The sequence below is a fragment of the Chitinimonas taiwanensis DSM 18899 genome (assembly GCF_900119825.1).
GTDB classification, from domain to species: domain Bacteria; phylum Pseudomonadota; class Gammaproteobacteria; order Burkholderiales; family Chitinimonadaceae; genus Chitinimonas; species Chitinimonas taiwanensis.
In genome coordinates this window covers 186,718-200,258 of sequence record NZ_FPKR01000004.1, presented here as the reverse complement: position 1 = coordinate 200,258, position 13,541 = coordinate 186,718, and the positions used below count along the sequence as shown (strand labels likewise).

General features: G+C 66.0%; 14 protein-coding genes. 13 read left to right on the top strand and 1 reads right to left on the bottom strand.

Annotated elements, in window-relative coordinates; translation table 11 throughout:
- Positions 1-88 precede the first annotated feature (88 nt).
- The 13 genes from BT173_RS06430 to BT173_RS06370 all read left to right on the top strand — a co-directional run bounded on the left by BT173_RS06430 (position 89) and on the right by BT173_RS06370 (position 12,889).
- Positions 89-1,435: a porin gene (locus BT173_RS06430; RefSeq protein ID WP_072427809.1), complete on the top strand. Its 1,347-nt coding sequence runs from the start codon at positions 89-91 to the stop codon at positions 1,433-1,435.
- 19 nt (positions 1,436-1,454) lie between these two features.
- A complete protein-coding gene (locus BT173_RS06425) occupies positions 1,455-2,549 on the top strand; it encodes an ABC transporter substrate-binding protein (RefSeq protein WP_072427808.1) in 1,095 nt (364 codons plus the stop codon).
- Positions 2,550-2,552: 3 nt separating this feature from the next.
- On the top strand, positions 2,553-3,758 hold the full coding sequence (locus BT173_RS06420) for an MFS transporter (RefSeq protein ID WP_072427807.1): 1,206 nt from the start codon (positions 2,553-2,555) through the stop codon (positions 3,756-3,758).
- A 9-nt stretch (positions 3,759-3,767) separates the two neighbouring features.
- Positions 3,768-4,613 carry an ABC transporter permease gene (locus BT173_RS06415; protein WP_072427806.1) on the top strand — a complete coding sequence of 282 codons (846 nt, stop codon included), beginning with the start codon at positions 3,768-3,770 and terminating at the stop codon, positions 4,611-4,613.
- Between the two features lie 9 nt (positions 4,614-4,622).
- Positions 4,623-5,405 (top strand): ABC transporter permease, encoded by a 783-nt coding sequence (locus BT173_RS06410; protein ID WP_072427805.1) that lies wholly within the window; start codon positions 4,623-4,625, stop codon positions 5,403-5,405.
- Between the two features lie 25 nt (positions 5,406-5,430).
- Complete coding sequence (locus BT173_RS06405) at positions 5,431-6,249, top strand: ABC transporter ATP-binding protein (protein WP_072427804.1); 819 nt, start codon at positions 5,431-5,433, stop codon at positions 6,247-6,249.
- A 10-nt stretch (positions 6,250-6,259) separates the two neighbouring features.
- Complete coding sequence (locus BT173_RS06400) at positions 6,260-6,883, top strand: glutathione S-transferase C-terminal domain-containing protein (protein ID WP_072427803.1); 624 nt, start codon at positions 6,260-6,262, stop codon at positions 6,881-6,883.
- 103 nt (positions 6,884-6,986) lie between these two features.
- The gene (locus BT173_RS06395; RefSeq protein ID WP_084658257.1) at positions 6,987-7,559 is read left to right on the top strand and encodes a YceI family protein; all 573 of its coding nucleotides are present in this window, start codon (positions 6,987-6,989) and stop codon (positions 7,557-7,559) included.
- 166 nt (positions 7,560-7,725) lie between these two features.
- Positions 7,726-8,250, top strand: a complete 525-nt coding sequence (locus tag BT173_RS06390) for a sigma-70 family RNA polymerase sigma factor (protein WP_072427802.1) — start codon at positions 7,726-7,728, stop codon at positions 8,248-8,250.
- Positions 8,247-9,182 carry a FecR family protein gene (locus BT173_RS06385; protein WP_072427801.1) on the top strand — a complete coding sequence of 312 codons (936 nt, stop codon included), beginning with the start codon at positions 8,247-8,249 and terminating at the stop codon, positions 9,180-9,182. The genes BT173_RS06390 and BT173_RS06385 overlap by 4 nt, the downstream gene beginning before the upstream one ends.
- A gap of 80 nt (positions 9,183-9,262) precedes the next feature.
- Positions 9,263-11,779, top strand: a complete 2,517-nt coding sequence (locus tag BT173_RS06380) for a TonB-dependent receptor (protein WP_072427800.1) — start codon at positions 9,263-9,265, stop codon at positions 11,777-11,779.
- 98 nt (positions 11,780-11,877) lie between these two features.
- A complete protein-coding gene (locus BT173_RS06375) occupies positions 11,878-12,468 on the top strand; it encodes a biliverdin-producing heme oxygenase (protein ID WP_072427799.1) in 591 nt (196 codons plus the stop codon).
- 7 nt (positions 12,469-12,475) lie between these two features.
- Positions 12,476-12,889, top strand: a complete 414-nt coding sequence (locus BT173_RS06370; RefSeq protein ID WP_072427798.1) for a YbaN family protein — start codon at positions 12,476-12,478, stop codon at positions 12,887-12,889.
- Here the strand turns inward: BT173_RS06370 and alkB are convergent.
- Complete coding sequence (gene alkB, locus BT173_RS06365) at positions 12,886-13,539, bottom strand: DNA oxidative demethylase AlkB (protein ID WP_072427797.1); 654 nt, start codon at positions 13,537-13,539, stop codon at positions 12,886-12,888. The two genes, BT173_RS06370 and alkB, sit on opposite strands and share 4 nt — an antisense overlap.
- Positions 13,540-13,541 lie beyond the last annotated feature (2 nt).

The following is a 13,541-nucleotide window of genomic DNA, read 5'->3' as shown; positions in this document are numbered from 1 at the left end:
TTTTATAAAGATTTCTTTTTGGCATGCGTTCTGCTCTTAAGCGATGGACGGCTGCACGACAGCCCGCACATCGAACAAGGGAGAAAACATGCGATACCGATATTGGATAGGCGCGACTGCGCTGGCCCTGGCTGGCCAGGTACAGGCGGCGCCCACACTGGATGAATTGCAGCAGCAGCTGAAAACCCTGCAGCAGGCGATAGAGAGCTTGCAGGCGCAGAACGCGAGTGGTGAGCCGGCCTTGCGCTCGGATTTGCAGGGCGTGCAGTCCGATCTGGAGAACTTCAAGTACCAGGTTCAGCGCGACCGCGAAACAGCCACGGCGCTCAGCAGCCGTGGGCTGACCGTGAGCGGCACCATCCAGGCACGGGCCAGCCACACCAGCGAGCCGGTGACGACGGCCGGCAGCGTGGACCGACGCAAGACCAGTCTGGATGTGCCGGTGGCCATTCTCGGCTTTACCGGCAGCCTGTACCGCGATTACCAGGAAGGCCGCAACCTCAACTACACCTTGCGCCTGGGTGCTTCGCCGCTGGGCAATGGCACGCAGTTCCTCAATCTGCTCGACGCCAACCTCACTTATGCGCTGCGCCCGACCATCGACCAGGCCGATGGGCAGCTGAATGTGACCTTCGGCCAGCAGCTCTTGCCCTTTGGTCTGGAAGTGCCGGCCACCGAAGACCTGAAGCCGGTGATCAACAATGCGCAGTTCGCCAGCAAGCTGGGCCTCGCGCAGCGGCAGATTGGCGTGATCGTACGCGGCGACCTCGACCCCACCGTGGACTATGGCTACAACTACCGCGCGCCGCTGCTGGCCTATGCCTTGGGCTGGGTGAATGGGGCGGGGCCGAATGTGTCGGACAACAACTCGGCCAAGGACTTCGTGGGCCGGCTGGCCTTTACCGCGCCATCCGATTACAGCTCCTGGCTGCGCCAGCTCACGCTCGGTGCATCGGTCTACCACGGCAAGCAGAACCGCCTGATTGGCAGCACCTTTGTGGCCCAGGGCAAGCGCGAACGCGTGGGCGTGGACTTCAGCTACAACCACGAACCGTTCGGCATCACCTTCGAGGCGATCCGCGGTGAGGACGGCACGGTCAGCGGCAGCGCCAATGCGCCGGTCTACGGCACGGTGAAGAGCAAATCGCACACCGCCACCTTCTTCTACAACTTCGGCGAGCAGTTCGTGAAGGGCTACCGCGCCCAGGCGCGTTTCGATGACTGGTGGCCGAAGTCCTACCAGCCTTTCGTGCGCGTGGACCGCTTCGACCCGAATACCGCCGCGCAGAACGATGCGGTGGATATCGACACCCTGGGCCTGAACATCTTCTTTGCCCAGACCAGCAAGTTCCAGCTCAACCTCAACCGCACCCACGACCGCGCGCGCCAGCTCAAGTACCGCGATGTGCTGGCCCAATTCCAGTTCGGCTTCTGATTTTTCCGGAGATTCAATCATGAAACGGTTTACCGCTTTTATCAGCGCCTTGGCGCTATCCCTGATCGCCGCGCCCGAAGCGCTGGCGGCCGAGCAACCGAAGGTGATCCGCATTGGCGTGGCCACCGTGGGCACTGGCAACCGGCCGGTGTTTGGCGGCGCGGTCACCTCGCTGGTCAATGTAAAGGGCCTCTTGGAGCAGGAATTCCGCGCCGAGGGCATCAAGGTGGAGTGGAATTTCTTCAAGGGCGCGGGGCCGGCCGTGAATGAGGCCATTGCCAACAAGCTGCTCGACTTTGCCTGGCAGGGCGATTTGCCCGCCATCATCGGCAAGGCCGGTGGGCTCAATACCAAGCTGCTGCTGGCTGACGGCACGCGCGGCACCGCCTATGTAGCGGTACCAGCCGATTCGCCTGCGCGCACGCTGGAAGAGCTGAAGGGCAAGAAGGTGGCGTTGTTCAAGGGCACCAATGGCCAGCTGGTAGCGGCCAAGGTGCTGGACCAGCGCGGCCTGAGCGAGCGCGATTTCAAGTCCATCAATATGGATGGCGCCACCACCCAAGCGGCCATTGCCACCAAGGACGTGGATGCCGCCTGGTTTGGTTATGACGTGTATCCGCTGGTCGACCGCGGCATTGCCCGCATCGTCTACAGCACGCGCGGCCAGCCGGCCAATCTGAGCCGCCAGACCCACTTCCTGGTCACCGGCGACTTCGAGCAGCGCTATCCGCACATCGTCCAGCGCGTGGTGAACACCCTGGTGCGCGAAGCAGCCTGGGCCTCGGATGACCGCAACCGCGAGCAGGTGCTGCAGCAGTGGGCCAAATCGGGCGTGCCCTACACCGCCTTCAAGCAGGACTACGAAGGCACGCCGCTCAAGGTGCGCCTGTCGCCGCTGTTCGATGATTTCTTCACCACCCACTACAAGGACGCGGTGGCGCTGTCGAAGAAATACCGGCTGATCCGTGGCGAGGTGGATGTGGATAGCTGGCTGGAGCCCAAGTACCAGCGCGAGGCAGTGCGCCAGCTCAAGCTCGATGGCTACTGGGCCGAGTTCGACGCCAAGGGTGGGGTGAAGAAGCCAGCCAGCCTAGCCAGCTATCAGGCGCCCTGAGCCATGTCGCTTGCCGCCCAGACCCTGCACGGCTTTATCGCGCGTCACCGCTTCCTGCTCGGCTTTGTGCTGCTCAGCCTCTTGGCCGGCATCAGCGTCGGGCTGGCCAAGGTCACTACCTCGCTGTACGCGCTGTCGCTGCATGCCACGCCGCTGGGTTTTGGCTTGATCGCCGGCGCGCAGAGCGTGGGCATCCTGTTCATGAGCCTGCCCATGGGCGTGCTGGTCGATCAGTTCGGGCCGGGGCGGCTGTTTCGCCTGGGCAGCGTGGCGGTGGGGCTGATCTATCTGGCTGTGCCGGCCGTGGATGCGCTGGCCTGGCTGCTGGCCACCACCGCCCTGGTCAGCTTTGTGATGCCGCTGCGTTTTGTCTCGCTCAATACCGTGTTCATGCAGCAGTTGCAGACGGTGGGCGAGGCCAAGGCCGGCTGGTTTCGCGGCTCGCACATGCTGGGCATGTTTCTGATCGGGCCGGGGCTGGCAGCCAGCCTGGTGGCCTGGGCCGGCTTTGCCGCCAGCTACTGGTTGATTGGGCTGAGCTTTATCACGGCGGTGTTGCTGGCGCCGCTGGTGTTCCGCTGCGGCGTGTACCAGCGCCAGCCGGGGCGGCGGCTGAGCCTGGCCGAGCTGCGCCAGCAGCTGGCACTGCTGCGCGACGAGGCCGCGCTACGCCAGCTGGCGCTGTACGACTTCGTCGGTGGGGCCTGCCATATGTATTACAGCTTCTTCATCGTGGCGATTGCCATCCAGGGCTTTGGCCTGGGCGCCACCGAGGCAGCCGGGCTGATCACGGTGCTGGGCGCCTGCTTTATCGCCACCCTGTTCCTGGCCGGCAGCCTGCTGGCGCGCTGGGGCGAGGCGCGCTTTTACCTGGCCGGCTTTGCCCTGGCGCTGCTCGGCCTCTTGGCCCTGGGGCTGGCGCGCTGGGCGCCGCTGCTGTGGCTGGGTGGCGGCTTGCTGGGCCTGGGGCTGGGCGTGCAGCAGGTCGGCAACCTGGCCCGTTATGCGCGGCTGGGCCGCACGCTGGGCGGTGGGCGCATTGCCGGGCTGATGGCGCTGATCGGCCCGGCCGGCAGCGTACTGGGCAGCGTGGCAGGTGGCCTACTGGGCGGTCTGTTGGGCTTGCAGACCTTATTCCTCTGCCTCTTGCCCTGCTTTGTTCTGTTTGCCTGGCAACAGCGGCCGCGCCGCCAAGCCGTCTTTATCTAAGGAGTCCGCATGTCTTCCACCGACACCCTTCCCCTGCCGCTGCCCCACAGCCGCAACCTGGCCGCGCGCAGTCTGCGCTGGCGCCAGGCCGTGCTGGCGCGGCTGAGGGACAGCGCGCTGGCGCTCTTGCTGCCCGCCGCCATCGTGCTGCTCTGGCACCTGGCTGCGCGGCATGGCTGGGTCGCCGCGCAGATCCTGCCCGCGCCTGAGCAGGTGGCCCTGACCCTGTTCGAGCTATGGGACAGCGGCGAGCTCTGGGCCAATCTGTCCATCAGCCTGGGCCGCGTGGCCTGGGGCTTTTCCGCCGCGCTCTTGATTGGCACCGCGCTGGGTGTGGCGATGGGCCTGTCGAAAACCGCCGAGGCCTACCTCTACCCAAGCTTCAAGGCGCTGAGCGAGATCCCGGTGCTGGGCTGGATTCCGCTGCTGATCATGCTGGTTGGCATCGGCGAGGCGATGAAGATCCTGATCATTGCCAAGGCGGCGGCCGTGCCCATCACCATCAACACCCAGCAGGGCATACGCAATATCCCGGCCAATTTCCTCGAGGTGGCGCGCGTGTACCGCTTCACGCCGCGCCAGCTGTGGCTGAAGGTGGTGTTCCCGGCCAGCCTGCCCAGCCTGTTCAACGGCTTGCGCTATGGGCTGACCAATGCCTGGCTGTCGCTGGTCACGGTCGAACTGCTCGCCTCCAGCGAGGGTATTGGCTACCAGATGGTGTGGGGCCGCCAGCTGTTCCAGCTAGATGTGGTGATGGCCTGCATGGTGGTGATCGGCCTCGTCGGGCTGGCCATCGACCGGCTGCTGCAACTGGCCGAAACCTTTTTGCTGCGCTGGCGGCGCAGCGCTTTCTAAGGAGCGCACATGTCCACCTTTACCAAGCAATTCCAGTGGCTGCGCGCGCGCGATCTGCGCGGCCTGGCCCTGCCGGCCGGCCTGCTGGCCCTGTGGTGGCTGGTCAGCCATTTCCAGCTGGCCAACCAGCATGTGCTGGCTCCACCGCAACAGGTGGTGCAGGAGGGCCTGAGCCAGATCAGCGGCGGTTTTGGCTGGGATGTGCTGGCCAGCCTAGGGCGCGATCTGGCTGGTTTCTTCCTGGGTGGCAGCGCGGGCTTTTTGCTGGGCAGCCTCCTGGGCGTATCGCGCCTGGCCGAAAAGCTGATCGGACCGAGCTTCAACGCGGTGAAGCAGATTGCGCTATTTGCCTGGATTCCCCTGCTGTCGGTGTGGTTCGGCATGGGCGAGCCGGCCAAGATCATCTTTATCGCCATGGCCGCCTTCTACCCGGTGACCATCAATACCTTCGAAGGCATACGCAGCGTGAGCCGCGACTACGCCGAGGTGGCGCGCGTGTATGCCTTCAGCCGCTGGCAGCTGTGGCGGCGCGTGATCATTCCGGCGGCCAGCCCGCAAATCTTCACCGGCCTGCATCTGGCGCTCATCTACAGCTGGCTGGCCACCATCGGCGCCGAGTACTTCCTCAAATCCGGCCATGGCGTGGGCAACACCATGATCGACGGCCGCGAGCATTTCAATATGGGTTCGGTGCTGTTCGGCCTGGTGGTAGTCGGCTGCATCGGCGCCACGCTCAATCAACTGGCCGTGCGCTTCGAGCGCCGCGCCCTCGTCTGGCGCAAGCCCAACTGAGCCACTTCACCGCAAAGGACAAGCAATGACAGACAGCAAACTTCGCGTACGCGCCGTGGCCAAGACCTATCCAGGCCAGGACGCTCCCCTGCAGGTGCTGCAGGACATCCATCTCGATATCCGCCCGGGCGAATTCCTGTCCATCGTCGGCAGCTCGGGCTGCGGCAAATCCACGCTGCTGCGCCTGATCGTGGGGCTGGAAAACGATTACCAGGGCGAGATTCTGCTCGATGGCCAGCGCATTACCGGCACGGGTCTCGAGCGCGGCATCGTGTTCCAGGAACATCGTCTATTCCCCTGGCTGACCGTGGCGCAGAACGTGGGCCTGGCGCTGGAGAACGCCACGCTATCCGAGGCGGACAAGCAGCGCACGATTGCCGAACACCTCGATCTGGTCGGCCTGCGCGGCTTCGAGAGCGCCTACCCCTACCAGTTGTCGGGCGGCATGAGCCAGCGCGTGGCGATTGCGCGCGGCCTGGTCAACCGGCCCGAGGTGCTGCTGCTGGACGAACCGTTTGGCGCGCTCGATGCGCTGACCCGCGCCACCCTGCAGGATGAGCTGCGCCGCATCTGGCAGGCCGAGGGCATCACCATGATCCTGGTCACCCACGATGTGGAGGAAGCCGTCTATCTATCGGACCGCGTGGTGGTACTCGAGCCGCGCCCCGGCCGCATCAAACGCATTGTGGAGGTTGACCTGCCCCAGCCGCGCCAGCGCACCGATGCCGCCTTCGTGGCGATCAAGGACGATGTGCTGTCCGACTTCGGCCAGCTGCCACGCCCTAGTCTCTTGCCCACCAGCTGGCCCGCGCGCAGCGCCGCCGACTATCTGTTTGCCCTGTAAGGAACTCACCATGCCTACCCTCTACGTCGCCCGCGGCGCCTGCTCCTTTGCCGCCCATCTGCTGGTCCACGAACTGCAACTGCCAATCGCGGTGCAGGTGGTGCCGCTGCGCACGCCCGATTCACCCATTCATGCCGTCAACCCGCTCGGGCGCGTGCCGGCCGTGCAGTTTGAAGACGGCAGCCTGCTGACCGAGAACAGCGCCATCCTGCCCTGGCTGGCCGACCAGCGCCCGGACAGCACGCTGTTTGCCGCGCCCGGCACGCTCGAACGCGCGCAAATCCAGTCCTGGCTTGGCTATCTGAACAGCGAGCTGCATGTGGGCGCCTTCCGCCCCTTGAACCGGCCCGAGCGCTATTCGGCCGACAACAGCCACCATGCGGCCATCCGCGCCCAAGCCCTGCAGCAGCTGCACGCCACGCTGCGCCCGATCGACGAGGCGCTGCGCGGACGCGATTACTTGGTCGGCGCGCGCTTTACCCTGGCCGATGCTTACCTGGGCGTGTTCCTGCACTGGCTAGGCCGCCTGCCCAGCGAAGCCTTTGCCGACCTCGCGCAGCTGGCGCGCGTGCGGGAGGCCTGGCTGGCCCGGCCCAGCGTACAGGCCGCGCTGGCGGCTGAAGCCGCGCACTGAGGTCTGGCCGCAACGCCCCGCCCGGCGGGGCGTGTTATTGCCTGCGCGGGCATGCCACACTGCGCGCCACGCCCGCCTCCTGCGGCCCATACCGGAGACTGCCATGCTGCGCCTTGCCCCTGTCCTTGCCCTGCTGTGCACCACCACGCTGCTGCACGCAGCACCGCTGCGCTACACGCTCGACCCCAGCCATACCTACCCCAGCTTCGAAGCCGATCATATGGGCCTGTCGCTATGGCGCGGCAAGTTCAACCAGAACAGCGGCTTTGTGCTGCTGGACAAGGAGAAGGGCGAGGGGCAGGTCGAGGTGAATATCGAGATCGCCAGCATCGACTTCGGCCATGAGGCGATGAATGCCAAGGCACGCGGGCCGGAGCTGTTCGATGCGGCCAAGTACCCGCAGGCGCGCTACACGGGCAAGCTGGTCAAGTTCCAGAACGGCGCCCCGACCGAGGTGGAGGGCGAGCTGAACCTGCATGGCGTGAGCAAGCCCCTGAACCTGACCATACGCAGCTTCAAATGCGTACCCCACCCGATGCTCAAGCGCGAATTCTGCGGCGCCGATGCCTATGCGCAGTTCGACCGCAGCCAGTTCGGCATCGATGCCGGCAAGGCCTATGGCTTCGATATGACGGTGCAGCTGCGCATCCAGGTCGAGGCGCTGGCCGACCAGTAAGCACGCGCACGGCAGGCCGGCGCGAGCCCCCTGCCGTGCCAACCCCACGCTGCCTGTAGCGTGGGGAAAAGTGCGGATCGACGTCCTGGGCTGGGGAAAACCGAGGTTTGATGGATTTAATGATAATGGTTATCATTAATACTAAAATCACCGTTAGCCGCTCTGCATGCCCCCCAGCAATCCCGCCCTGACCGCGCGCCTGTCCGATGCCTACCAGCACCACCAGCCCTGGCTGCAAGGCTGGTTCCGCCGTCGCTTGGGCGATGCGGCGCAGGCCGAGGACCTGAGCCAGGATGCCTTCATTCGCCTCCTGCGCGCGCCGCGCCTGCCGGTGGCCGAGGAAGTGCGGGCGCTGCTGACCACCATCGCCAAGGGCTTGCTGATTGACCACTACCGCCACGATGCGCTGGAAAAAGCCTATCTGGCCGAGCTGGCCCAGCAGCCCGAGGCACTGAGCCCCTCGCCCGAGCAGCGTGCCGAAGCGCTGCAATATCTGATCGCCATCGACCGCCTGCTGGACGGGCTGTCGCTGAAGGCACGCACCGCCTTCCTGCTTAGCCGCATCGACAAGCTCACCCATGCCGAGATCGCCGCCCAGCTGCAGGTCTCGGCCTCGCGCGTGCGCCAGTATCTGGCCCAGGCCCTGCTGCAGCTCTACCAGCTGGACGACGCCTTCGGTACGCCCACATGACGCGCGTCGACCCAGCCGTGCAGCAGGCGATAGCCTGGCAGCTGGAACTGGAAGCACGCCAGCAGGCCGCGCACGAACACGCGCCCTTGCAGGCCTGGCTGGCACGCGACCCGCGTCACCGCCAGGTCTGGCAGCGCCTGCAGGCGGTGGACCAGCGTTTTCACAGCTTGCCCGCGGCGGCTGGGCGAGCCTTGCAACGCCCCGGCAAGCGGCCGGGCAAACCGCTGCTGCTTGCGCTGGCGCTTGGTCTTGCCGTGCTGCTCGGCCAGCATATCTACGACCCGTTTGCCCCACCCGAACAACGCGCCAGTTACCAGCTGGCCAGCGCCGAGCAACGTACGCTGCACCTGGCCGATCAGACTCAGCTACAGCTCGATGCGCAAACCCGCCTGGACCTGCATTACAGCGCGCGCCAGCGTCAGCTGCGCCTCTATCGCGGCCAGATCGCCATTACTACCGGCCACGACAGCACGCGCCCCTTCCTGGTCGAGACCCCGAATGCCCGCCTGCGCGCGCTCGGCACCCGCTTCACAGTCAGCCACCTCGATGGCGTGACCGTGCTGGCCGTGCAGCAATCGGCCGTGGCGGTCAGCCAGGGCGAGGACGGCGCGGAAACCATCGTGCCGGCCGGCCAGCAGCTGCGCATCGCCGCGCAGATCGGCCAGCCCCAGCCGGCTGCCGTGGGCGCGAATGCCTGGACGCGTGGCATGACCGTGGCCGAGCAACGCCCGCTAGGTAGCCTGGTAGCCGAGCTTGCGCGCCACTATCGCGGCCAGCTCAGTCTCGATCCGCGCGTGGCCGAGCTGCAGGTCAATGGCAGCTTCTCGCTACGCGACCCGCAGCAGACCCTGCTGGCCCTGCAAGCTGTGCTGCCCATTCGCGTGGAAGCACCACAGGCCGGCTATTTGCAGATCCTGCCTGCCCAGCCCTGAAAAAATATTCTCGCTGCCCCCTGTCAGTTTTCCTGCCTGCTTCGGTAAGCCAAATAGAACCCCACTTGCAAGGAAACTGCATGCGACCCGTTGTGCCACGCCTTCCCCTGCGTCCTACCCTCTTGGCCCTGAGCATCGCCCTGCTGGCCCCGCTGCCTAGCTGGGCCGCCGAAGCACAGCCTGCCCCCACCCTGCGCGACTATGCATTGCCGGCCGGCCCACTGGCCGAGCGGCTGAACCAGATCGCCAGCGAGGCGGGGCTGATCCTGGTGCTCGACCCGGCCCTGACCGCGCAACGCCGCGCCAGTCCGGTACAGGGCCGGCTGGATGGGCAAGCTGCGCTGCAGATGGCACTGCGCGATAGCGGCTTAGCACTGGAGCGCACGCAGCTGGGCACCTTCCAGCTCAAGGACCCGAACCGCAAGCCGCCCAAGGCCGCCCGCAACGAGGTGCTGCTGCCCTCGATCACCGTGGTGGGTGACCGGCTCAATAGCGATACCGTGGGCCGCTCCTACCTGAGCCGCGAAGACGTGGCCAGCCAACAGGCCAGCAATGTGGCGGCCCTGCTCGATACCCTACCTGGCGTCGATCTCTCGGGCAGCTCGCGCCCGGGTGGGCAGTCGCTGAATATCTGGGGCTTCAACAAGGTCCAGGATGTGAAGGTGATCGTGGACGGTGCACCGAAAGGCTTCGAGAAATACCGCCAGGGCTCGGTGTTCATCGAGCCCGAGCTGATCAAGTCACTGGAAGTGAACAAGGGCCCGCACACCGCCCTGTATGGCAATGGCGGCTTTGGCGGCATAGTCAGCATCGAGACCAAGGACGCCAAGGACCTGCTGCGTGCGGGCGAGCAGATCGGCGGCCTGATCAAGTACAGCCACCACACGAATAACCGCGAACACGATGGCACGCTGGCGCTGTATGCAGCCAGCGAGGATGGCCGCTTCGATGGCCTCGCCTATTACACCCAACGCCATGCCGATGACCTGAAAAAGCCCGATGGCACGCCGTTTCGCTTCTCGGCCATGGATACCCCCTCGGCGCTGGCCAAGCTGAATTTTCGTCCTGGCGACGGCCAGGTGATCACCGTGTCGGCCATGCAGAGCAAGAGCACCGGCTGGGTGCCATTTGCCGCCATGGGCGAGGATGTGGCCACCCCGACTGAGGCCGAGATCAAGAAATACGGCTGGGAGGGTGCCTGGCAGCGCAAGGTGCTGTACCGCGACCAGCAGGACGACACGGCCAGCATCAAATGGCGCTACCAGCCTAGCGGCAATGCGCTGCTGAACCTGACCGCCAGCTATGCGCATTCGAAGACCCGCCAGCACGACCGCCGGCCCGATACCGCGGCGCAAGGCAGCTTTCTGGGCAGCTTGGGCAATGAAAGCTGGGCCAGCTATCGCGACGAGCTGGCCGAGCTGCGCAATGAGAGCGCGTTCAGCACCGGCGCGCTCGTGCATGTGCTGACCGTGGGCGGCCAGCTGCACCAGAACCGGCGCGAGACGCTCATGTACTACCCGAGCAGCACGGCGCTGAAGGACCCGAGCTACAACTACGGCTACTTCCAACCCTATTACATGCCGGGCGGCCGGCAGGACACACGCGCCGCGTTCGTGCAGGACGCGGTCAGCTACGACAGCCTGACCGTGACCGCCGCGCTGCGCTACGACGAAGTGGAATCGGAAGGCACGCCGAATCTGGCCGCGCGCTACAACAGCCCCAATCCGCTGGCCGGGCACGATTACCGCACGGTCATCTATCGCGGCCTGTCGCCGCGCCTCGGTCTGTTCTGGAAAACCAGCGAGGGCTCGGCCCTGTTCGCCGACCTGAGCCGCACCTGGCGTGCGCCCACCATCGACGAGCTGTACACGACCCAGTACTACGTGAGCGCCAGCAATAGCTCGAATGTGCCGGGCACCAGCCGCCAACTCAAGCGTGAGCGCATCCTGGCCAGCCGCCTCGGTGCCATGTTCAGCGGCCGCAATCTACTCAGCGCAGGCGACGATGGCCTGCTGCGCATCACCCTGTTCCACAACCGCGTACGCCAGGCCATCAATCTGCAGCGCGGCACTTATTACTACGGCTATCAGAGCGGCATGCCGGTGCCGGCCGCCCTGCCCAATTACCGCAATCTGCCCGGCTACCACAGCGAGGGACTGGAGCTGGAAGGCTTCTATAACACGCCGCGCCTGTTCGCCAGCCTGTCGCTGGCCGTGCAGCACGGCAAGCGCGACGGTAGCCAGAACAACCCTTGGGCCGAGGATGAGCCGATCTCGGCGATTGCCCCGGCCAAGCTGATCAGCCAGCTGGGCCTGAAATTACCGGCCTGGGGCGCAGCCATCGGCTGGCAGGGCCGCTTTGTCGCCGCACAGCACAAGGTGCTGCCGGTGGGCAATGTCTACCGCCTGCCACCCTCGGCCGGCTACGGGCTGCACGGCCTGTTCGCCAGCTGGCAAGGGCGTGAAGGCGCGCTGCAGGGTCTGGAGGCACGCCTCACTGTCGACAATCTGTTCGACAAGACCTACCAGCCCTATCTGAGCGAAGCCGTCACCGGCGTGGGCCGTAATGTGAAGCTCAGCCTGGCCAAGTTCTTCTAAACAGCCGTCCAACACCCCCAAGCAAGCACACACACGCCGCCGCCCCGCGCGGGGCGGCGCCATGCCCATTTCCCCCGTTCGTACCGAGGACCCAGCCCATGACCACCGATATCTCCGCCAGCCTGGCCCAACGCCTGAAGACCGAGACCCATGCACAGCACGAGCGCATGCACGGCCTGATGGAGCAGGGCCAACCGTTTGCTGACCGTACGCGCTATGCCCGTTTCGTGGCCGCCCAGTATTTGTTCCAGCGCGATGTCGAGCAGCTGTTCGCCGACCCGGCCGTGCGCACCGCCGTGCCCGACCTGGACAGCCGCGGCCGCAGCGCCGTGTCCCTGCTTGATCTGCACGACCTGGGCGCCACCCAGCCGGATGATGCGATTGCCAGCCAGGGCGTGCAGATGCCAGCTGCGCTGGGCTGGTTGTATGTGTCGGAAGGCTCCACCCTGGGGGCCGCCTTTCTATTCAAGGAAGCACGTGCCAAGCTGGGCTTGGATGAGACCTTCGGCGCGCGCAATCTGGCCGCCTACCCGGAAGGCCGCGCCCAGGCCTGGCGGCGCTTTCTGGCCGCCTTGCAGGAAAGCGGCTTGAACGAGGCCGAGCAGGCCGAGGTGGTGCAAGGCGCGCATGCGGCTTACGATCGCTTCGGCGCCCTGCTGGAAACCCATCTGCTTGCCACCCAACCCTGATTGCCGCATGCACGACCCATCGCCCCAGCCGCTGATCCTGGCGCGCTCGCGCCTGAGCCGCCTGCTCTACCTGCTCCTGGCCGTGTTAAGCCTGGGGCTGGCGGTGCTGGGTGCACTGCTGCCCGGCCTGCCCAGCACCGAATTCGTGCTGTTGGCTGCCTGGGCCGCCGCGCGCAGCTCGCCGCGCCTGCATGCCTGGCTGCTCAACCACCGCCTGTTCGGTCCCACCCTGCGCCACTGGCACCAGGGCCAGCAGCTGAGCCGGCGCAGCAAATGGGTGATCAGCGCCTCGATGAGCGTGGCCGCTGGCCTGCTGCTCTGGCATCTGCGCCCCTGGCTGGCGCTGAGCCTGATCGCCTGCATGGCCGTGGTGCTGCTCTGGCTATGGCGCCGGCCGGAGCCACACAGCGCCGCCGGCTAAGCGGCACGGCGCAGGGTCAGATTGATGCGCTGCGCCCCCAGCAAGGGATGCAAGCCGGGCTTGAGCGTGCTTACCCCGTGGTAGCGCAACCGCGCCGGCCCACCCCAGACCACCACATCGCCATGCTGGAGCAACACCTTCTGGGTCGGGTCGCTGCGCCTTAGCCCACCCAACAGAAACACCGCCGGCAGACCAAGCGACACCGACACGATGGGTGCGCTGAAATCGCGCTCGTCTCGGTCCTGATGCAGGGCCAGCTTGCTGCCCGGCGCATAGCGGTTGACCAGGCAGGCATCGGGCTGGAAATGCGCGAAACCGGCCGCCGCAGCCGCCGCCTGCGCCAACTGCAGCATGCACTCGGGCAGCGCCGGCCAGGGCTGGCCGCTGAGCGGGTCGATCGTCGCATAGCGATAGCCGTGCGCATCGCTGACCCAGCCCAGGCTGCCCGCATTGCTCATCGCCACCGACATGCGGTAACCGCCCGGCGTGTCCATCTGCCGGAATGGCGCCGCCGCGCTGATCGCCGCCACGGCCGCCAAGAGCGCCAACTCCCCTTCCAGCGCAAAGCCCGGCAGGTGCCAGGCACCGTCGGCCAAGGGCCTCGGTTCACCAGGGCCGGCGGCGCGGGTGTCGAACAGATCGTGCTGCATGG